14 protein-coding genes are annotated in these 18012 nt (G+C 62.6%); 8 read left to right on the plus strand and 6 right to left on the minus strand.

The genetic code is table 11. The features are described from left to right. The first annotated feature begins 31 nt into the window (after positions 1 to 31). On the plus strand, positions 32 to 1084 hold the full coding sequence (locus AB5Y72_RS12500) for an HlyD family secretion protein (protein ID WP_042076125.1): 1053 nt from the start codon (positions 32 to 34) through the stop codon (positions 1082 to 1084). Further along, on the plus strand, positions 1084 to 2637 hold the full coding sequence (locus AB5Y72_RS12505; RefSeq protein ID WP_325783438.1) for a DHA2 family efflux MFS transporter permease subunit: 1554 nt from the start codon (positions 1084 to 1086) through the stop codon (positions 2635 to 2637). Before AB5Y72_RS12500 ends, AB5Y72_RS12505 begins: the two co-directional genes overlap by 1 nt. Positions 2638 to 2724: 87 nt before the next feature. Here the strand turns inward: AB5Y72_RS12505 and AB5Y72_RS12510 are convergent, their stop codons facing one another. Then, positions 2725 to 3351, minus strand: a complete 627-nt coding sequence (locus AB5Y72_RS12510) for a lysoplasmalogenase (RefSeq protein WP_042076122.1) — start codon at positions 3349 to 3351, stop codon at positions 2725 to 2727. A 172-nt stretch (positions 3352 to 3523) separates the two neighbouring features. Here AB5Y72_RS12510 and AB5Y72_RS12515 point away from each other — a divergent pair, with 172 nt between their 5' ends. Then, positions 3524 to 3682: a hypothetical protein gene (locus AB5Y72_RS12515; RefSeq protein WP_084202639.1), complete on the plus strand. Its 159-nt coding sequence runs from the start codon at positions 3524 to 3526 to the stop codon at positions 3680 to 3682. Between the two features lie 104 nt (positions 3683 to 3786). Here the strand turns inward: AB5Y72_RS12515 and AB5Y72_RS12520 are convergent, their stop codons facing one another. From AB5Y72_RS12520 to AB5Y72_RS12540, 5 genes are all read right to left on the minus strand, one after another. Continuing rightward, positions 3787 to 6351, minus strand: a complete 2565-nt coding sequence (locus AB5Y72_RS12520) for a TRAP transporter permease (protein ID WP_368199049.1) — start codon at positions 6349 to 6351, stop codon at positions 3787 to 3789. Between the two features lie 87 nt (positions 6352 to 6438). Beyond that, positions 6439 to 7410: a TAXI family TRAP transporter solute-binding subunit gene (locus AB5Y72_RS12525; protein ID WP_042076184.1), complete on the minus strand. Its 972-nt coding sequence runs from the start codon at positions 7408 to 7410 to the stop codon at positions 6439 to 6441. Between the two features lie 556 nt (positions 7411 to 7966). Then, a complete protein-coding gene (locus tag AB5Y72_RS12530) occupies positions 7967 to 10120 on the minus strand; it encodes an oligopeptidase B (protein WP_042076119.1) in 2154 nt (717 codons plus the stop codon). Between the two features lie 311 nt (positions 10121 to 10431). After that, a complete protein-coding gene (locus AB5Y72_RS12535) occupies positions 10432 to 10863 on the minus strand; it encodes a DUF411 domain-containing protein (RefSeq protein WP_219143339.1) in 432 nt (143 codons plus the stop codon). A 48-nt stretch (positions 10864 to 10911) separates the two neighbouring features. After that, complete coding sequence (locus tag AB5Y72_RS12540; RefSeq protein ID WP_042076116.1) at positions 10912 to 11235, minus strand: hypothetical protein; 324 nt, start codon at positions 11233 to 11235, stop codon at positions 10912 to 10914. A 252-nt stretch (positions 11236 to 11487) separates the two neighbouring features. On the opposite strand from AB5Y72_RS12540, the gene AB5Y72_RS12545 reads away from it, so the two are divergent. The 5 genes from AB5Y72_RS12545 (at position 11488) to AB5Y72_RS12565 (ending at position 18012) form a co-directional block, all read left to right on the plus strand. Next, positions 11488 to 12087, plus strand: coding sequence for an NAD(P)H-dependent oxidoreductase (locus AB5Y72_RS12545; protein WP_042076115.1), 600 nt, complete (start codon positions 11488 to 11490; stop codon positions 12085 to 12087). Between the two features lie 40 nt (positions 12088 to 12127). Continuing rightward, positions 12128 to 13984: a monovalent cation:proton antiporter-2 (CPA2) family protein gene (locus tag AB5Y72_RS12550; RefSeq protein WP_216991234.1), complete on the plus strand. Its 1857-nt coding sequence runs from the start codon at positions 12128 to 12130 to the stop codon at positions 13982 to 13984. Further along, positions 13981 to 14367, plus strand: coding sequence for a SirB2 family protein (locus tag AB5Y72_RS12555; protein ID WP_325783436.1), 387 nt, complete (start codon positions 13981 to 13983; stop codon positions 14365 to 14367). The genes AB5Y72_RS12550 and AB5Y72_RS12555 overlap by 4 nt, the downstream gene beginning before the upstream one ends. Positions 14368 to 14655: 288 nt before the next feature. Further along, a complete protein-coding gene (locus tag AB5Y72_RS12560; RefSeq protein ID WP_042076108.1) occupies positions 14656 to 15642 on the plus strand; it encodes a YafY family protein in 987 nt (328 codons plus the stop codon). 1216 nt (positions 15643 to 16858) lie between these two features. After that, positions 16859 to 18012, plus strand: a protein-coding gene (locus tag AB5Y72_RS12565) for an IS3 family transposase (protein ID WP_368198602.1) whose coding sequence is annotated in 2 segments (ribosomal slippage) — positions 16859 to 17096 and positions 17096 to 18012 — 1155 coding nt in all. Because the reading frame shifts where the segments join, the coding sequence is not laid out codon by codon here.

The raw sequence follows: 18012 nt of genomic DNA on the forward strand, positions 1-18012 counted from the left end.
CTGCCCGCCACAGTTCAGGAAACCCAATATCATGAGTCAACACAAGAAGATCCCCCTGCTGGCCGCCCTGCTGCTGGTACTGCTGGGCATGCTGTTCGCCGCCTACTGGTATCTGCACGGCCGTTACTTCGAGAGCACCGACAACGCCTACCTGCAGAGTGAGGTGACCGGCATCGGCTCCAAGCTGTCCGGCTACATCGGCGAGGTGCTGGTGACCGACAACCAGGCGGTGAAGGCGGGCCAGCTCATCGCCCGGCTCGACGACCGGGAGCACAGGACCCGGGTCGCGGAGGCCGAGGCCGACCTGCGCCTCAACCAGGCGACGGCGGAGAACCTGGCCGCCACCCGCACCCAGCAGCTGAGCCTCATTCGCCAGGCCGAGGCCAGGGTCAGCTCCGCCAATGCCGAACAGGTGCGGGCCCAGCAGCAGGTGCGCCGCGTCAGCCAGCTCAATGAGCGCCACTACAGCTCCCAGGACAACCTGGACGAGGTGCGGGCCGGCTTGCAGGTCAGCCAGGCCCAGGAGCAGGAGGCCAGGGCCGCCCTGCAGGCCGCCCGCGAGCGGCTGCTGGTGCTGGACGCCGAAGCCAAGCAGAACCAGGCCAGGCTGGCATTGAGCGCCGCCCAGCTCGAACAGGCCAGGCTGGAGCTCGGCTACACAGAGCTGCGGGCCCCGGCCGACGGCATCATCGGCAAGCGCAGCCTGCGGGAGGGGCTCTATGTCCAGTCCGGCATGCAGGTGGCCAGCCTGGTGCCCCTGAGCCAGGTCTGGGTCGAGGCGAATTTCAAGGAGACCCAGTTGCAGCATATGCAGCCGGGGCAGAAGGTGGAGGTGATCCTGGATGCCTACCCGGATCAGCCGGTCGAGGGGATCATCGACAGCCTGGCTCCCGCCACCGGTGCCAAGTTCGCCCTGCTGCCGCCGGAGAACGCCACCGGCAACTTCACCAAAATAGTGCAGCGGGTCCCGGTCAAGATCCGCATCCTGGAGCCGGGTCCCCTGGCGGGCAGGCTGCTGCCGGGCCTCTCCACCGAGGTGATAGTGGATACCCGCACCCCTGATCCCGTGGTGGCCGCCCACTGATGGAACCCATTCCACGCCGCAACTGGATCGCGGTCATGGGGGGCCTCATCGGCGCCTTCATGGCCATCCTCGACATCCAGATCACCAACGCCTCCCTGAAGGACATTCAGGGGGCCCTCTCGGCCACCCTGAGCGAGAGCTCCTGGATCTCCACCTCCTATCTGGTGGCGGAGATGATCGCCATCCCGCTGAGCGGCTGGCTGAGCCGGGGGCTGAGCGTGCGGCGCTACCTGCTGTGGACCACGGGGGCCTTCATCGTCGCCTCCGTGCTCTGCTCGTTCAGCTGGAACCTCACCAGCATGATCGTCTTTAGGGCGCTGCAGGGCTTCACCGGCGGGGCCCTGATCCCCATGGCCTTCTCCCTCATCGTCAGCCTGCTGCCGCTGCACAAGCGGGCCACCGGCATGGCGCTGTTCGGCCTGTGCGCCACCTTCGCCCCCGCCATAGGCCCGACCCTGGGCGGCTGGCTGACCGAGCAGATGTCCTGGCACTACATCTTCTACCTGAACGTGCCGCCGGGCCTGCTGGTGATGGCCATGCTGGCCCACGGCCTGGACAGGAAGCCGGTGGACTGGAAGGTGATCAAGCGGGTAGATCTGGTCGGCATCCTCACCATGGCGGTGGGGCTGGGCCTGCTGGAGGTGGTGCTGGAAGAGGGCAACAGAGAGGACTGGTTCGGCTCCAGCTTCATCGTGCGGCTCACCGTCATCTCCGTGGTGGCGCTGGTGTTCTTCGTCATCAGCCAGCTGCTGCGCCGCCACCCCCTGGTCAACCTGCGGCTGCTGCACAACCCGCGCTTCGCCCTGGCCTGCTTCGCCTACCTGGTGCTCGGCATGGCGTTGATGGGATCCATCTATGTGCTGCCGCTCTACATGACCCAGATCCACAACTACAACGCCCTGGAGATAGGGGAGGTGCTGATGTGGATGGGACTGCCCCAGCTGCTGGTGCTGCCCCTGGTGCCCAGGCTGGTGACCCGCATCGATCCGCGCTATCTGGTGAGCTTCGGCTTCCTGGTGTTCGCCATCAGCTGCTTTATGAACGTCAACATGAGTGCCGACTACGCCGGCCCCCAGCTGATCCAGTCGCTCATCGTGCGCGCCCTGGGCCAGCCCTTCGTCATGGTGCCGCTCTCCCTGGTGGCGACCGCCAGCCTGACCCCGGAGGAGATCCCCTCCTCCTCCACATTGCTCAACGTGCTGCGCAACCTGGGGGGCGCCTTCGGCATCGCCATCATCGCCACCCTGATCGACAACGACACCCGGATCCACGTCAGCCAGATCGGCAGCACCCTGGCCGCCACCAGCATCGAGGGACAGAGCTACCTGCTGCAACTGGCCCAGAACCTGATGGCCCAGGGCTCGGATCCGGCGCTGGCGCAGCAGCAAGCCAGGGCCATGCTGTCCAATACCATCAACCGGGAGGCCGCCATCATGGCCTACAACCAGGTGTTCTACGTGATGGGCATCTTCCTGCTCATCGCCAGCGCCCTGATGCTGCTGCTCAGGCAGCCGGCCCCCAGGACGGCGGATGCAGAACCGCTGGAGGCGTGAAAAACGGTGAGAATGGAATAGCAAAACGAGCCTAAGGGCCCGTTTTTTGTCTGTACCCCCCTCAGCGAGGAGACAACTCCGACACCCTCAGCCTGCCAGCGAAGCGGCGATCAGGAACTGGGCGGCGAAGTAGCTGCTCATGATCCAGGCCGTGGCATGGGGGAAGGGGCGACGGAAACGGTCGAGGGCCAGCATGCTGTCGGAGAAGAGGAACATCAGGGCCCCCACCAGGGCGGCGGCGCTGCCGGCGGTGAGGGAGGCGTGCCAGGCACCGGCGGCCACCCAGGCCATGGCGATGATCACCAGCATGTAGCAGAAGACGGGGATCCGCATCTCGCCGAGCTTGCTCCACAGCAGGCCGAACACCATGCCGGCCAGCCCCAGCAGCAGCAGACCGTCCACCAGCTTGAGCACCAGGGGGCCCTGGGCGAAGCCGACGATGTAGCAGAGGTGCGCGACAAGAAATGCCGCCAGCCCCTGGATGAAACGATCCCTTGGCAGCATCAGCAGCACGTCCCCGGCCAGCGACAGGCAGAGGCCCAGCAGGATCCAGGCATGAGAGCCGTTGTGGTCGTCGCTCTGGTAGCCGAATGCCAGGGCGATGATGAACAGCATGGTCAGCGGCTTGCTGATGTAGAACTGACGAGGGTCTGAGCCGTAGGCCGCGCGGATGTGCCACCAGCCCGATGCGATGATCAAGAAACTCAATAACATGCCCTGCTCCTCACCGGCTGCTCGCACTCGGACGGCAACCTCTTTAGTGCACGCAAGAGTAGCAAATTCCCCCGGGCAGTGGCAGGGGGCGAAGCAGATGGCACCCTACGCCTAAAGTCTAATTGCCCCCTCCGCACGGCTCGGGCATAAGAGACAGCTCCGGAGGATCACCATGGAAGACGCAATGACCAACTACCTGCCCGCCATCGACATCATGATGTGCCACCTTGGCATCAGTTTTGAGCAAGCCTGCGAGCAGCTGGGCCTGAGCCCGCAGGAACAGCAGACCCTGGATCTGCTGCAAAAGCAGAAGCAGGTTCAATCAAACTAGCCCTCCCGGTATGCCCGTGGTCTGCTGCAGAGGCGGCGGCCGGCATCACCTCCCCCCAGCATTGAAAACGGCGCCCGAAGGCGCCGTTTTTTATTGGGTGATGATCAGGGTCGAGCGACCCGGCGGCGTTGCAGCCAGACCACTGCCCCGAACAGCAGGAAGCCCGGCAGCCACATCAGCTCCTTGGGCCAGCGCTCGGTGGGCGCCTTCACGCTCAGGATCTGCTGATCCATCTCCAGCCCCAGATCGGCGGCCTGGCTGCCGAAGGTGACGGTGTCGATCAGGATCTTGCCGTCCTGCTCATAGGTCTGGATCCCCAGCTTGGCCAGGCGATCCTCGCCGCTCGCCCCCTCCGGCACCGGCAGCAGCACGGTGAAGCGGCGCAGCTTGCCGACCGCGTCCTCTCCTTCCATGCGCAGGCGCAGGGTGCTCTCGGCATCCACCTGACCCATGGTCTGCACCAGCTCGGCCGGGGACGTGTCACGGTAGGGATCGTGCAGCAGATCCATCCAGAAGCCGGGGCGGAAGAGGGTGAAGGCCACCAGCAGCAGCAGCAGGCTCTCGTACCAGCGGCTCTTCACCAGGAACCAGCCCTGGGTCGCGGCGGCGAAGATCAGCATGGCCACCGTGGCCACGATGAAGATCAGCACCCCGTGGGCGAAGTCCACGTTGATGAGCAGCAGATCGGTGTTGAAGATGAACAGGAAGGGCAGCGCCGCGGTGCGCAGGCTGTAGTAGAACGCCGTGATCCCGGTCTTGATGGGATCGCCCTTGGAGACGGCCGCCGCCGCGAACGAGGCCAGCCCCACCGGCGGGGTCACGTCCGCCATGATGCCGAAGTAGAACACGAACAGGTGCACCGCGATGAGCGGCACGATGAGGCCGTTCTGCTGCCCCAGAGTGACGATCACCGGCGCCAGCAGGCTCGACACCACTATGTAGTTGGCGGTGGTCGGCAGCCCCATGCCGAGGATCAGGCTCAGCAGGGCGGTGAGGATGAGCATGAGCAGCAGGTTGCCCATGGAGAGGAACTCCACCAGATCCGCCAGCACCAGGCCGACGCCGGTCTGGGAGACGGCCCCGACGATGATGCCGGCGGTGGCGGTGGCGATGCCGATGCCGATCATGTTGCGGGCGCCGGCGATCAGCCCCTCGCGCAGGTCCACCACGCCGTCGGTGAAGGTGCCGTAGTCATGCTTGCCGTCGGTGCGCAGCCAGTTCAGCAGCGGCCGCTGGGTCAGCAGTATGATGATGAGCATCACCGAGCCCCAGAAGGCCGACAGCCCGGGGGAGAGGCGCTCCACCATCAGGCACCACACCAGTACCACCACGGGCAGCAGGAAGTGCAGGCCGGAGAGCAGCACGGAGCGGGTCTCGGGCAGCTTGTCCAGGGGCTTGTCCGGATCCTCGGCAGGCAGCGGTGCGTTGCTCGCGGCTATCTTGAGCAGCCCCAGATAGGCGACGGCCAGCAGCAGGCTGATCCCCGGCAGGGCATGGTCGCCCAGCACCGGCTTGAGCCAGCCCAGGCCGTAGTAGACCGCCATGGAGAGGCCGCTGATGAGGGCGGCACCGAAGGCGAAGCCGGTCAGGCGGCGCAGCCAGGGGCGCGGCTGGCGGTTGCCGATGGGCTCCATGCCGAGCTTGAGCGCCTCCAGATGGACGATGTAGAGCAGCGCGATATAGGAGATGGCCGCCGGCAGGAAGGCGTGCTTGATGATCTCCACGTAGGGAATGCCCACGTACTCCACCATCAGGAAGGCCGCGGCGCCCATGACGGGGGGCATGATCTGGCCATTGACCGAGGAGGCCACTTCCACCGCACCGGCCTTCTCCTTGGAGAAGCCGACCCGTTTCATCATGGGGATGGTGAAGGTGCCCGTGGTGACCACGTTGGCAATGGACGAGCCGGAGATGACCCCGGTCAGGGCCGAGGCCACCACGGCCGCCTTGGCCGGGCCGCCGCGCAGGTGACCCAGCAGGCTGAAGGCGAGCTGGATGAAGTAGTGACCGGCACCCGCACGCTCGAGCAGGGCACCGAACAGCACGAACAGGAAGACGAAGCTGGTGGAGACCCCGAGGGCGATACCGAACACCCCTTCGGTGGTGATCCACTGGTGATTCGCCAGGGCGTGCAGGCTCACCCCGCGGTGGGCCAGCAGGGAGGGCATCCAGGGGCCGGCCAGGCTGTAGGCCAGGAAGACGATGGCGATGACCGCCAGGGCCGGGCCCAGGGCTCGGCGGGCGGCTTCCAGCAGGAGCGGGATGCCGATGCAGGCGACCGCGAAGTCCATGGAGGTCAGGTTGCCGGGGCGCTGGGCCAGCTGGTCATACATGACGAACAGGTAGCTGGCGACGGCGGCGCCGACGAGGCCGAGGGCGATGTCGGCGAGGGGCACCCGATCCCGCGGCGAGGTGCGCAGAGCCGGGAACACCAGATAGGCGAGCAGGATGGCGAAGGCCAGGTGGATCGAGCGGGTTTCAGTGTCGTTGAGCACGCCGACGCCGAGGGAGAACGGCAGTGGCGAGGCGATCCAGAGCTGGAACAGGGACCAGACCAGCGCGAGGCCCGCGATGATCCAGCTCATTGCGCCGACCGGCAGGCGGGCGCCCACGTCCTGGGCGATCAGCTCCTCGGCCGAGAGCGCCTCTTGTTGTTGTGTTTGCTGCATAGTGTGACTCTGTTGGTGCTGCAATAAACGGGACTCGCTCCCCCTAAGGAGGAGCGAGTCCGGGGCACATCCGAAGCCGCAGCCGGATTACATCCAGCCACGTTCCTTGTAGTAGCGGACCGCGCCTTCATGCAGCGGGGCGGAGAGACCCACCTTGATCATGTCGGCCTCCTTCAGGTCGGCGAAGGCCGGGTGCAGGCGCTTGAAGCGATCCAGGTTGTCGAACACGGACTTGACCAGCTGGTAGACCACTTCCGGATCGGCCTTGGCGCTGGTGGAGAGCACCGCCTTGCCGCCGATGGACGGGGTCGGGTTCGGGCTGCCCTTGTAGAGGCCACCGGGGATCTCGGCCTTGCTGTAGTAGCTCTTCTCGGCCAGCAGCTTGTCGATCTCGGGGCCGGTCACCGGCACCAGCACGGTGTCCGTGGTGGTGGAGGCTTCCTGGATGGCGCCGTTCGGGTGGCCGACGAAGTAGCTCATGGCGTCGATGTTGTTGTCACCCAGGGCGGAGGCCTGCTCGGCGGGCTTGAGCTCGGAGACCAGGCTGAAGGCGGACTTGTCCCAGCCCTTGACGGCCATGATCTCTTCGAAGGTGTCCCGCTGGCCGGAACCCGGGTTGCCGATGTTGACGCGCTTGCCCTTGAGATCGTCGAAGCCGGCGACCTTGGCATCCTTGCGGGCCAGGATGGTGAACACTTCGCTCTGCAGGGAGAAGACGGCGCGGATGTCGTCCATGGCCCCTTCGGCCTTGAACGGCTCTACGCCCTTCATCGCCTTGTACTGGTGGTCGGACTGCATGATGCCGAAGTTGAACTCACCGGAGCGGATGCCGTTGACGTTGGCCACACCACCGCCACTGGCCGGTGCGTTGCACTTGATCTGGTGATCGGCGGCGCCGCGGTTGAGGAAGCGGCAGATGGACTGGCCCGCCACATAGTAGACGCCGGTCTGACCGCCGGTGCCTATGGTCACGAAGCGCTCCTGCGCCTGTACCGGACCACCAAAAGAGACACCGACCAGGGCAGCCGACAGGGCGCACGCCAAGGATAATCCTTTCATGTTCTTCATCCTTTTCATTGATTTATCCCACCCGATTCCCGGGTGAATATGAGACGGACCCGCATCAAGACCGGATCTGCCTGTACAGCCTCGTACGAGGAAATGGTCGAGCGGCGAGCGCCCTGCCATCAGCCACCATCATCCTGCGGTGAGATAATCGGCGTCATGCCGATCGGAGGTGATCTGACCACGGCTGGCCAGTTCAAAAGAGTTAACGCCCCCGATTAAGCACATGGCGCCAACATAAATCAAACAAAACAGCAAAATGGTGGATTTAAATAGCGAGAATTTTGAAGCGGATCATCAATTTCTCTGCCGCAGATTAATTAGATGCGCCATCGAATGGAAGCAATAAAAACGTGGGCAGATTCTTTCGTAACCCTTGACTGGCAAGGGTTCCCATTCTGGTGTGTTCTATCGAAATGACGGCCATATCCAGCATAAACACCATCTCGATGTCGTCGCCGCCACCTGGATGCAGAAACCCCGATCGACCGCCTTCGCCGGCGGCCCGATCGGGGCTTAGTTACAAATCGTTTTCATCCGACCCAGGCAGTCACGCCTTGCTGCCGGCCAGCTCCAGGATGAAGGCGAACTCCAGGGCGATGTCCTCATAGGCCTTGAAGCGCCCCGACTTGCCGCCGTGACCGGCGTCCATGTCGGTGCTGAGCAGCAGCAGGTTGTCGTCCGTCTTCAGCTCCCGCAGCTTGGCGACCCACTTGGCGGGCTCCCAGTACTGCACCTGGGAGTCGTGCAGCCCTGTGGTGACCAGCAGATTGGGGTAGGCCTGGGCCTTGACCTGATCGTAGGGGCTGTAGGCCAGCATGTAGTCGTAGTAGCGCTTCTGGTTCGGGTTGCCCCACTCGTCGTACTCGCCCGTGGTGAGGGGAATGGACTCGTCCAGCATGGTGGTGACCACGTCGACGAAGGGCACCTGGGCCACCACGCCGCGGTAGAGCTGGGGCGCCTGGTTGATGACGGCCCCCATCAGCAGGCCGCCGGCGCTGCCCCCCATGGCGTAGACCTGATCTCTGGCGCCATAGCCCCGGGCCACCAGCGCCTCGGTCACGTCGATGAAGTCGTGGAAGCTGTTCTGCTTCTTCAGCAGCTTGCCGTCTTCATACCAGGCGCGGCCCAGCTCCTCGCCGCCCCGCACGTGGGCGATGGCGTAGACGAAGCCGCGATCCAGCAGGCTCAGGCGCGAGCTGCTGAAGTCCGGATCCATGCTGGCGCCGTAGGAGCCGTAGCCATAGACCAGCAGCGGATTCTGGCCGACCTGCTTGAACTTGTCCTTGCGATAGACCAGGGAGACAGGCACCTTGACGCCGTCGCGGGCGGCGATCCAGAGCCGCTCGCTGACATACTGGTCCGCCTTGAACCCCGCCACCGGCTGCTGCTTGAGCAGGGTGCGCTTGCCGCTGTCCATGTCGAGCTCATAGGTGGAGGACGGCGTGGTCATGGAGGAGTAGCCATAGCGCAGGGCGCTCGTCTCCGGCTCAGGGTTGTAGGCGAGCCAGGTGACGTAGGCGGGGTCGTCGAAGGCGATCTCCTTCTGCTCGCCGCTCTGCCAGTTGACCTGACGCAGCCGGGTCAGCCCCTGGCTGCGCTCCTCCAGCACCAGCCAGTCCCTGAACAGGGCGTAGCTCTCCAGCAGCACGTCGGGATTGGGGGCGATCACTGCCTTCCAGCGATCCACCGGGCTCTCCCTGGTCTCGTACAGGCCGAAGTTCTTGCCGTCCTTGTTGGAGCGCACGTAGAAGCGGCCGCGGTAGTGATCCAGGCTGTATTCGTGGTCCACCTGGCGCGGCAGGAACAGGCGCGGCGTCTGACCCGGCACATTGGCGTCGATGAGGCGCGCCTCGCTGGTGGTGGTGCTGGAGAGGGCGATGACGATGAAGTCTTCCGAGGTGGTGGCGTAGAGGCTGACGTAGAAGCTGTCGTCCTTCTCCTCGTAGACCAGCTGATCCTTGGCCGGATCCGTGCCGAGGGTGTGGCGATAGACCTGATAGGGCAGCAGAGTCTGGGGGTGCTTGCGCACATAGAACACCGTCTTGCTGTCGTTGGCCCACACCAGGTTGCCCGAGGTGTTCTCGAGGACGTCGGCGGCCCATTTGCCGCTCTCCAGATCCAGGAACTGGATCTTGTATTGACGGCGGGAGAGGAAGTCCTCCGCCACCGCCAGCCAGCGGTTGTTGCGGCTCACCTCCAGGGCTCCCAGAGAATAGAAGTCGTGCCCCTCGGCCCGCTGGTTGCCGTCCAGCAGCAGGCTGGGCGCCTCGTCCCCCTCCACCTTGCTGCGGGAGTAGATGGCGTACTCCTTGCCCGGCTCGTAGCGGGTCTGGTAACGGTAGCCGTTCTTCACATAGGGAACGGACTCGTCCTGCTGGGGAATGCGGGCCACCATCTCCTGGTAGAGCTGATCACGCAGCGGCTTGGCCGGCTTGAGCATGGCCTCGGTGTAGGCGTTTTCGGCCTTGAGATAGTCCAGCACCTCGGGTTTCTGCCGCTCGTCATCGCGCAACCAGTAGTAGTTGTCGACCCGCGTGTCCCCGTGCTTCTTGAGTGGATGGGGATGCTTGGCCGCCACCGGGGGAACAATGGCGGACGGGAGGGAGGTATCGCTTGTAGGCATGGTGGACTCTTCATTGGCATGGGAAGAGGGGGCGACCAGCAGGCAAGCCAGCAGCAACCCTCGGGAAAAGGTGAACATGTCGCATCCTCTGCGCAGTAACAGGGCTGGCGGCCCGGGGGAACGCCAGACATCGACGGCACACGCCGCCACCCGTACCGCCGATGCGGTGACCAGGCTGGCGAAAGGGTGCACTGTCCCTGAGAAAATAAATTGGCGATCAATCTGCCCCTTGTCGCCCGGGGTTGCAAGCGATCCCCTGACTTTCCCCCCAAATCGACGAAAAAGGGCCGCCATCTCGCGATGGCGGCCCCTTCCTGACCGTGAGCGGCACGGGCTCGCTCAGGTGTGCCTCACATGATGGAAGCGTGCCTGCTCACGGCCAGCCTTCATCAGCCGGGATAGCTCGACCAGACCCTGGTCGCGCCCTCCTTGTCTATGCTCAGCACCTCATAGGGCTGACCCGGAATGTCCATGCCCGGCGCACTCTGGGGCATGCCCGGAATGGTCAGGCCGCGGATCGCCGGCTTCTCCTTGAGCAGCTTCTGCACGTCGGCGGCGGGTACATGCCCCTCCACCACATAGCCGTTCACCACCCCGGTGTGGCAGGACGCCAGCTGCGGGGTGATACCGTACTGCTGCTTGACCGGTTCAAGCTCTTCGGTTTCCACGACCTTGACTGCGAAGCCGTTCTCTTCCATGTGCTTGATCCAGGTCTTGCAGCAGCCGCAGTACTTGGACTTGTAGACGGTCATCTGCTCGGCTGCCAGAGCAGAAAAACTGAGGGTACCGGCCACCACGGCCAGCAACAGGGACTTGTACATAACTCACCTCGGATAAGAAGAAATGCCCAAAAAACGGGGGAACTCGACTCAACCTTGGTGGCGGGGAGGACGCTCCAGTCGCTCGGACGGCGCGTCCGGCATGAACAGGGAGGGGGAGAGGAAGTCCGGGGAGTCCGGCTCAAGCCGGGCCACCGTTAGGCTGTCGGCGGTGAGCACCGTCATGGCGAGCGCCGAGGTGAAGCTGCCGCAGGGCATGGCCTTCTCCAGGATGCGTTCGCTCTGGCTGCAATGGGGCGTCAGGGTACAGAGATCGGTGGCCGCCCGGCTGCCAAACGACATCAGCACCATCAGCAGACTCCACAGGGGGAGCCAGCGGCGGGCGCGAGCGAGTTGGCGACGGGTCAGGACCATGACAGGACTCATTGACGAAATGATGGCCCATGGTAACCCCTGGCCCTGGGGGAGGGTCAAGCCCGCCAGCTGAGGGAGATCAAAAGCGCGCGAGATAACGGCCATCGACCACCAGACGCGGCCACAGCCGGGGACTCGCCATGCCCCGTGAGGGTGTCATTCACACCCGATGCTGGCAGGTCAGGGTGCTTCTTGATAACGTCGCTGCTCAATGCACCTTTTTTGCCGGTACTAGACCTCTTCAGGAACCCCATGAAACGCATTCTGGTTATCTTCTCGCACCCGGCGCTGCAGAGTTCCCGGGCCAACAAGCAACTGTTGCAGGCCTTGTCCGGCCTGGACGGCATCACGCTGCACGACCTCTACCACCACTACCCCGACATGTTCATCGACGTGAAGCGGGAGCAGGGCCTGCTGTCGGAGCACGACATCATCGTCTTCCAGCACCCCTTCTACTGGTACTCCTGCCCGGCCATCATGAAGGAGTGGATGGACCTGGTGCTGGAGTACGGCTACGCCTACGGCCCGGAAGCCCACGCCCTCAGCGGCAAGCAGTGGCTCTCTGCCATCACCACGGGGGGGGCTCCCGAATCCTATTGCAGCGCCGGCTACAACCAGCGTCCCCTGCTGGACTTTCTGCTGCCGTTCCAGCAGACCGCACAGCTGTGCGGCATGACCTGGTTGCCACCCTTCGTGCTGCACTCCTTTCACAAGATCCGTGACCCGGAGGCGCTGCGCCGCTGCGGCCAGGACTATCGCCAGTTGCTCTGTGCCCTGAGGGACGAACAGCTGACGCCGGCTCAGCTCGCCGGCAGCGCCTATCTGCGGGATCTGCTGGAGGGACTGTCATGATACGAAGCGAGACGAGACAACGAGGGCGGAGGAGTCACTGATGGGACACGGATTGCTGTTTGACGCCCTGATCTATCTTTCTGCCGCGGTGATCGCGGTGCCGCTGGCCAAGCGCTGGGGGCTGGGATCGGTGCTCGGTTACCTGCTGGCGGGCATCATCATTGGCCCCTTCCTGCTCGGCCTGGTGGGGGAGCAGAAGGATGTGATGCACTTCGCCGAGTTCGGGGTGGTGCTGATGCTGTTTCTGGTAGGCCTGGAGCTGCGTCCTGCCCTGCTCTGGCAGTTGAAGGGGCCCATCCTCGGCACCGGCGGCCTGCAGGTGCTGCTCACCAGCGCCGCCCTGACCGGGGTCGCCTCCCTCATCGGCCTGCCCTGGCAGCAGGGGCTGGCCATCGGCCTCATTCTGGCGCTCTCCTCCACCGCCATCGTGCTGCAGAGCCTGCAGGAGCGCAGGCTGATGCAGAGCGAGAGCGGCCGATCCGGCTTTGCGGTGCTGCTGTTCCAGGACATCGCCGTCATCCCCATCCTGGCCATACTGCCGCTGCTCGCCATCGCGCCCGTGGCCAGCGGCGGCGGCCCCGAACTGGCGGGCTGGCAACACGGTCTGCTGGTGGTGGCCGCCATCGCCGGCATAGTGCTGGGGGGTCACTACCTGATGCGGCCCGTGTTCCGCGCCATCGCAGAGGCCCACATGCGGGAGATCTTCGTCGCCGCCGCCCTGCTGCTGGTGATCGCCATCGCCGTGCTGATGGAGTCGGTGGGCCTCTCCCCTGCCCTCGGCTCCTTCCTCGCCGGCGTGGTGCTGGCCGACAGCGAATATCGCCACGAGTTGGAGGCGGACATAGAGCCGTTCAAGGGGCTGCTGCTCGGCCTCTTCTTCATGTCGGTGGGGGCCGGCATCGACTTCAGCCTGTTTGCCGCCCATCCCCTGCTCATACCGACCCTGGTGATTGGTCTGATGGTATTGAAATGGGGAGTGCTGATGGGGCTCGGCCTCATCATTCGTATCTCCCCCAGCCAGCGCTGGACCTTCGCCCTGGCCCTGGCCCAGGGGGGGGAATTCGCCTTCGTGCTGTTCTCGTTCGCCGCCCAGAACAAGGTGCTGCCGGGGGAGACCATCTCCCTGCTGACCCTGGTGGTGGCGCTCTCCATGGCGCTGACACCGCTCTTGCTGATCCTGAACGACAGGGTGATCCAGCCCTGGTTCGACTATCGCAACCGGGAGGACCAGCCGGAGCACGAGCAGCCGGAACTGGTGGAGCACCCTGTTATCATCGCCGGCTTCGGCCGCTTCGGTCAGATAGTGGGGCGCCTGCTGCACGGCCATGGCATCGGCACCACCATCCTCGAGCAGGACGCCAGCCAGATCGAGATGCTGCGCAAGTACGGCTATCAGGTATTCTACGGCGATGCCAGCCGGCTCGACCTGCTGCACGCCGCCGGCGCCCACAAGGCCAAGCTGCTGGTGCTCTCCATCAACGATCCGGCCACCTCTCTCGCGGTGATCGAGATGGTGAAGAAACACTTCCCGCATCTCAGGATCCTGGCCCGTGCCCAGGACAGGCCCCACGCCCACGAGATCCTGCGCCACGGGATCGACAGCGTGTACCGGGAAACCCTGGGGTCGGCGGTGGATCTCGGGGTCGAGGCCCTGACGCAGCTGGGATTCCGGGCCAACCAGGCCTGGCGGGCCGGCCAGATGTTCAAGCAGTATGACAACCGGCTGCTCCGGGAACAGGTCAACTACCTGGACGACGAACACACCTATATCAACAAGAGCCTGCAATACCGCGAAATCCTCTCCGACCTGCTGCAAGACGATCAGGAAGGGCAGGAGCGTACCCACGCCCACAACTGGAACAGCGGTCTGCCCGACAACGACAAGGAAGCAATATGATTGCCTATTACCCCATGCTCAAACACCTGCACATGACCCTGGCCCTGGTCAGCCTGCTGCTGTTCGTCTACCGCTGGAGCCTGGCGCTCGGCGGCAGCGAGCGGTTGCAGCAGAAGTGGCTGAAGATCTTGCCCCATGTCAACGACACCTTCCTGTTGCTGTTCGGGATCCTGTTGGCGGTGAGCCTACAGATGAGTCCAGGTCAGCAGCCCTGGCTGATGGGCAAGCTGATCGCCCTGGTGGTCTACATAGGTCTCGGCGTCATGGCGCTCAAGCGGCCGGCCCGCGGCCAGAAACTCGTGGCCGGCATCGCCGCAATCGCGGTATTCGGCTACATGATAGGTGCGGCCATCACCAAGTCTGCCTGGTCCTGGCTGGCCTGATGACCCCTGGCGGTGAGGGCTGGTGCCTCACCGCATTTCCCCCTCTCGATACGCTCCGGACCCCATTCCCCCCTCTGCCATCAGGATGGCGACAATCCTGCCGAGGCTTAATTTCAGCAAAAAAAAGCCCCAAACAGACCTTTAAATCTCATTTTTTACTTTATTTATCATTATCTTACGAAATTATGTATGAAAATGGCGACAGTTGTCGCAGCAAAACTTGCGACATAGACTGTCGCAGGCCATGGCTAGGATACACTCAACGCTAAACCAGTGAAGGCATGCACCATGAGTAAGAAGCTGTTACGACAACTGACCTTGGCGCGTTGCATCCCGCACCGCCCTTACAAGCTGACCGCCAGCCAGCTCCAGGTAAAACTGGAAGAGGAAGGCATTCACGTCAGCCTCCGTACCGTGCAACGGGACCTGGAAGAGATGTCCGGAATGGGGCTGTTCGACCTCACCTCTGATGAGCGCAGCAAACCCCATGGCTGGTGCTTCGAGCGCCATGGCCTCAACGATTTTGCCAACATCATGCCGCTCTCTCTGGCAGTGGCCCTGAAGACCTGGAGCGATCAGGCCAGCCAACTGCTGCCGGCGAGCGTGCTGACCGAATTGAACCCGCTGGTCGACAAGGCCGGCCAGGTGATCCGCGACAGCCAGAGCGAACTGGCCGAGCGCTGGCTGGAGAGCGTGCATCAGTCGCCGCGTCCGTTTGCCGGCAACCCGGAAATCCGCCGCAGCACCCTGATCCGCGACGCCCTCTGGCGCGGTCGCAAGTTCAGCGCCGAGATCCAGCGCGTCATCAAGGAGCGCACCGTGTGGCTCTGCTACGACCGCATCAACCCGCTCGGGATCCTGAACCAGTCCGACGGCCCCATCCTGCTCTGCACCCTGTCCGAGCTGGATCCCAAGGTCTATGGCATTCCGTTCGATCACATCAAGAACGTGGAGCTGACCAACTTCAGCGCGACCCAGCCGAAGGATTTCAACATCCAGAAGCTGATCCGCGACCAGGGTTATCAGGACGTCAGCGGCCCGATCCGCTTCGTCGGCCGTATCGATGCCAACTGCCCTACCCTGATCGACGGGCAGATCCCTGGGCACAATCCGCGCATGACCCGCTACGACAAGCGCAGCGTGGTGGTGGAGACCGAAGTGCAGGATACGCCCGAGTTCCGCTCCTGGCTGAACAACATGAGCGGCGATCTGGAAGTACTGGCTCCCGAATCACTGCGCAAGGCCTACCCGACTCCTGGGACAAGGGTCAGCTAAAGAAACCAGCAGACAATACAAAGCCGAGATTTATCTCGGCTTTTGTCTACTTTTAAAGCATAAATATTCAAATAATTTTGAACTCTTACACCCCTGATTGAAGCGGCTGTACCATCGTTTTCCTGCCGATTTTTGGTTGTGAGAGATCCGCCATTCCCCCTGTAAGACCCCTCAGTGTTGAACCGTACGCAAAGCCATCCCGGGCAGGGTATACTTTCCAAAGAAACCAACTAAGCCATTGATATAAATAAACAATAATCTTGGCAGTGGACGAATGATTCACACCGAGGCCTGCGCCTGTCGCCTTGCCCGCCTTGTACATGTACACGATTGCCTTACTATGGGTCTCACAAGGACGAGCCGGTTCGGCAGGATGCAGGAACGGCGCATAAACAGGGAATAATCCACAGGACGTGGATCAGGAACACCTCGGGATGAGGCCGATGACTTGGATAGTCATCACAGGGATCGACAGGACAACTGCAGGATGCGGTCTCAGGACACCTCAGGAAGAGGCTGAGTGGCAAGGACAGTCACTCGCAAGGACGAAAGGACGCCGCAAGATGCGGTCAGGAACAGCTTCAGGATGAAGCGAGATAGCCAGGGTGGTTATCTGTCAGGAAGACGCAAGGAACACCACGGGATGTGGTAACGGACACCTCCAGGATGGAGAGGGTGAAGCAATCAGGATCGATTGCCAGGCTAGGAAGGCCACAGGACACCCCAACGGATTGGGAAGGGGAAATTCCAAAGGAAAGGATAGAGTCAAGGATTGCAGGGAGCATGGCAGTTCATGGACTGGACGAAATGACTTGAGGGGACGGCAGACGCCGTCCCCTTTTCTTTTGCCTGCCCTTTTATGCCTACGTCAGGCATACCCATCTTCATTGGAGATCACAGGTTCCAATGCGCAGGACACAGCCTCCCGGGCCAGCACCTTCAACACACCAGCAAAAGTTCACAACCCCATCCCGACAACTTGGCAAGACCGATCTCTTGCTGGTCGCACATCAGGCGCTAGGCGCTACGAGGGCGCTCATCAGCGAATTCTCCGACGAAACTGCAGAGGTTCAGGATTTGCACGACACATGCAGACAAGGGTAATTCAACTAAGCAGGAGGGAGACAGGTAGAGGCTGGATTGCCAGTGGCAGTGAATCGCCCCTACTTTCCTAGACACCTCAAGAGCCTCAAACTGAGGTCAATCAGGAGGTGTTATGAGCAAGCAGCAACGTTACACAGAAGAATTCAAACTGGCAGCCGTCAAGCAGGTGACTGAGCGCAATTACTCAGTAGCAGAGGTCGCTGAACGACTTGGTATTTCCAGCCACAGTCTTTATGTCTGGATCAAACGCTACAGCCAACCCGAAGCGCAGCAACAGGATGACTCCAGCCAGCAAGCCGAAATTCGGCGCCTCAAGGCTGAACTGCGTCGCGTCACCGATGAGCGAGATATCTTAAAAAAGGCCGCCGCGTACTTTGCCAAGCTGTCAGGGTAAGGTACGCCTTCATCCGGGAGCACGCGTCCGCACATCCCATCCGCAGACTGTGTCGGATGATGAATGTCCACCCGAGCGGTTATTACGCCTGGCAGCACCAGCCTTTATCTGCCCGAGCCCTGGAAGACCAACGCCTTCTTGGCCAGATCAAGCAATGTTGGCTAGAAAGCGGGGGCATCTATGGTTATCGCAAGATCCGGGATGACCTGCGAGAGATGGGCGAGACCTGTGGGAAACACCGGGTGGCGCGATTAATGCGTCATGAAGGTTTACGTTCACAAACCGGTTATCGCCGCCGTCCCGGTCATTATGGTGGCCGGCCAACGGTGGTTGCACCGAACCATCTTGAACGCCAGTTCGATGTGACTGAGCCAAATAAGGTCTGGGTAACAGACATCACTTATATCCGAACCCATGAAGGTTGGCTCTATCTGGCCGCGGTATTGGATTTGTTCTCACGACAAGTCATTGGTTGGTCAATGGGGCCACGTATCGACCGAGAGCTGGCTATCAGCGCGTTACTGATGGCGGTGTGGCGACGGCGACCGGAGCAGGAAGTGCTGGTTCATTCCGACCAAGGGAGCCAGTTTAGCAGCTATGACTGGCAGGATTTTTTGCGGGATCATCGGCTTAAGGCCAGCATGAGCAGACGTGGCAATTGTCATGATAACGCGGTGGCGGAGAGTTTCTTCCAGCTCCTAAAACGCGAGCGGATCCGACGTAAAACCTATGCGGATCGCGAGGAAGCCCGGCAGGATGTGTTCGATTACATTGAAATGTTTTACAACCCCAAGCGCCGGCACAGTTTCAACAATGGGCTATCGCCAGTAGAGTGTGAAAAGCAATATTTCGAGCGGCTCGAAAGTGTCTAG

Source organism: Aeromonas sp. R7-4 (genome assembly GCF_040908055.1).
Taxonomy (GTDB): Bacteria; Pseudomonadota; Gammaproteobacteria; order Enterobacterales; family Aeromonadaceae; genus Aeromonas; species Aeromonas sanarellii.

What these genes read in the sequence shown, in the direction of transcription:
- AB5Y72_RS12500 (WP_042076125.1), top strand. Translation starts at nt 32, where the DNA reads ATGAGTCAACACAAGAAGATCCCCCTGCTGGCCGCCCTGCTGCTGGTA.
- AB5Y72_RS12505 (WP_325783438.1), top strand. Translation starts at nt 1,084, where the DNA reads ATGGAACCCATTCCACGCCGCAACTGGATCGCGGTCATGGGGGGCCTC.
- AB5Y72_RS12510 (WP_042076122.1), bottom strand. Translation starts at nt 3,351, where the DNA reads ATGTTATTGAGTTTCTTGATCATCGCATCGGGCTGGTGGCACATCCGC.
- AB5Y72_RS12515 (WP_084202639.1), top strand. Translation starts at nt 3,524, where the DNA reads ATGGAAGACGCAATGACCAACTACCTGCCCGCCATCGACATCATGATG.
- AB5Y72_RS12520 (WP_368199049.1), bottom strand. Translation starts at nt 6,351, where the DNA reads ATGCAGCAAACACAACAACAAGAGGCGCTCTCGGCCGAGGAGCTGATC.
- AB5Y72_RS12525 (WP_042076184.1), bottom strand. Translation starts at nt 7,410, where the DNA reads ATGAAAGGATTATCCTTGGCGTGCGCCCTGTCGGCTGCCCTGGTCGGT.
- AB5Y72_RS12530 (WP_042076119.1), bottom strand. Translation starts at nt 10,120, where the DNA reads ATGTTCACCTTTTCCCGAGGGTTGCTGCTGGCTTGCCTGCTGGTCGCC.
- AB5Y72_RS12535 (WP_219143339.1), bottom strand. Translation starts at nt 10,863, where the DNA reads ATGTACAAGTCCCTGTTGCTGGCCGTGGTGGCCGGTACCCTCAGTTTT.
- AB5Y72_RS12540 (WP_042076116.1), bottom strand. Translation starts at nt 11,235, where the DNA reads ATGGTCCTGACCCGTCGCCAACTCGCTCGCGCCCGCCGCTGGCTCCCC.
- AB5Y72_RS12545 (WP_042076115.1), top strand. Translation starts at nt 11,488, where the DNA reads ATGAAACGCATTCTGGTTATCTTCTCGCACCCGGCGCTGCAGAGTTCC.
- AB5Y72_RS12550 (WP_216991234.1), top strand. Translation starts at nt 12,128, where the DNA reads ATGGGACACGGATTGCTGTTTGACGCCCTGATCTATCTTTCTGCCGCG.
- AB5Y72_RS12555 (WP_325783436.1), top strand. Translation starts at nt 13,981, where the DNA reads ATGATTGCCTATTACCCCATGCTCAAACACCTGCACATGACCCTGGCC.
- AB5Y72_RS12560 (WP_042076108.1), top strand. Translation starts at nt 14,656, where the DNA reads ATGAGTAAGAAGCTGTTACGACAACTGACCTTGGCGCGTTGCATCCCG.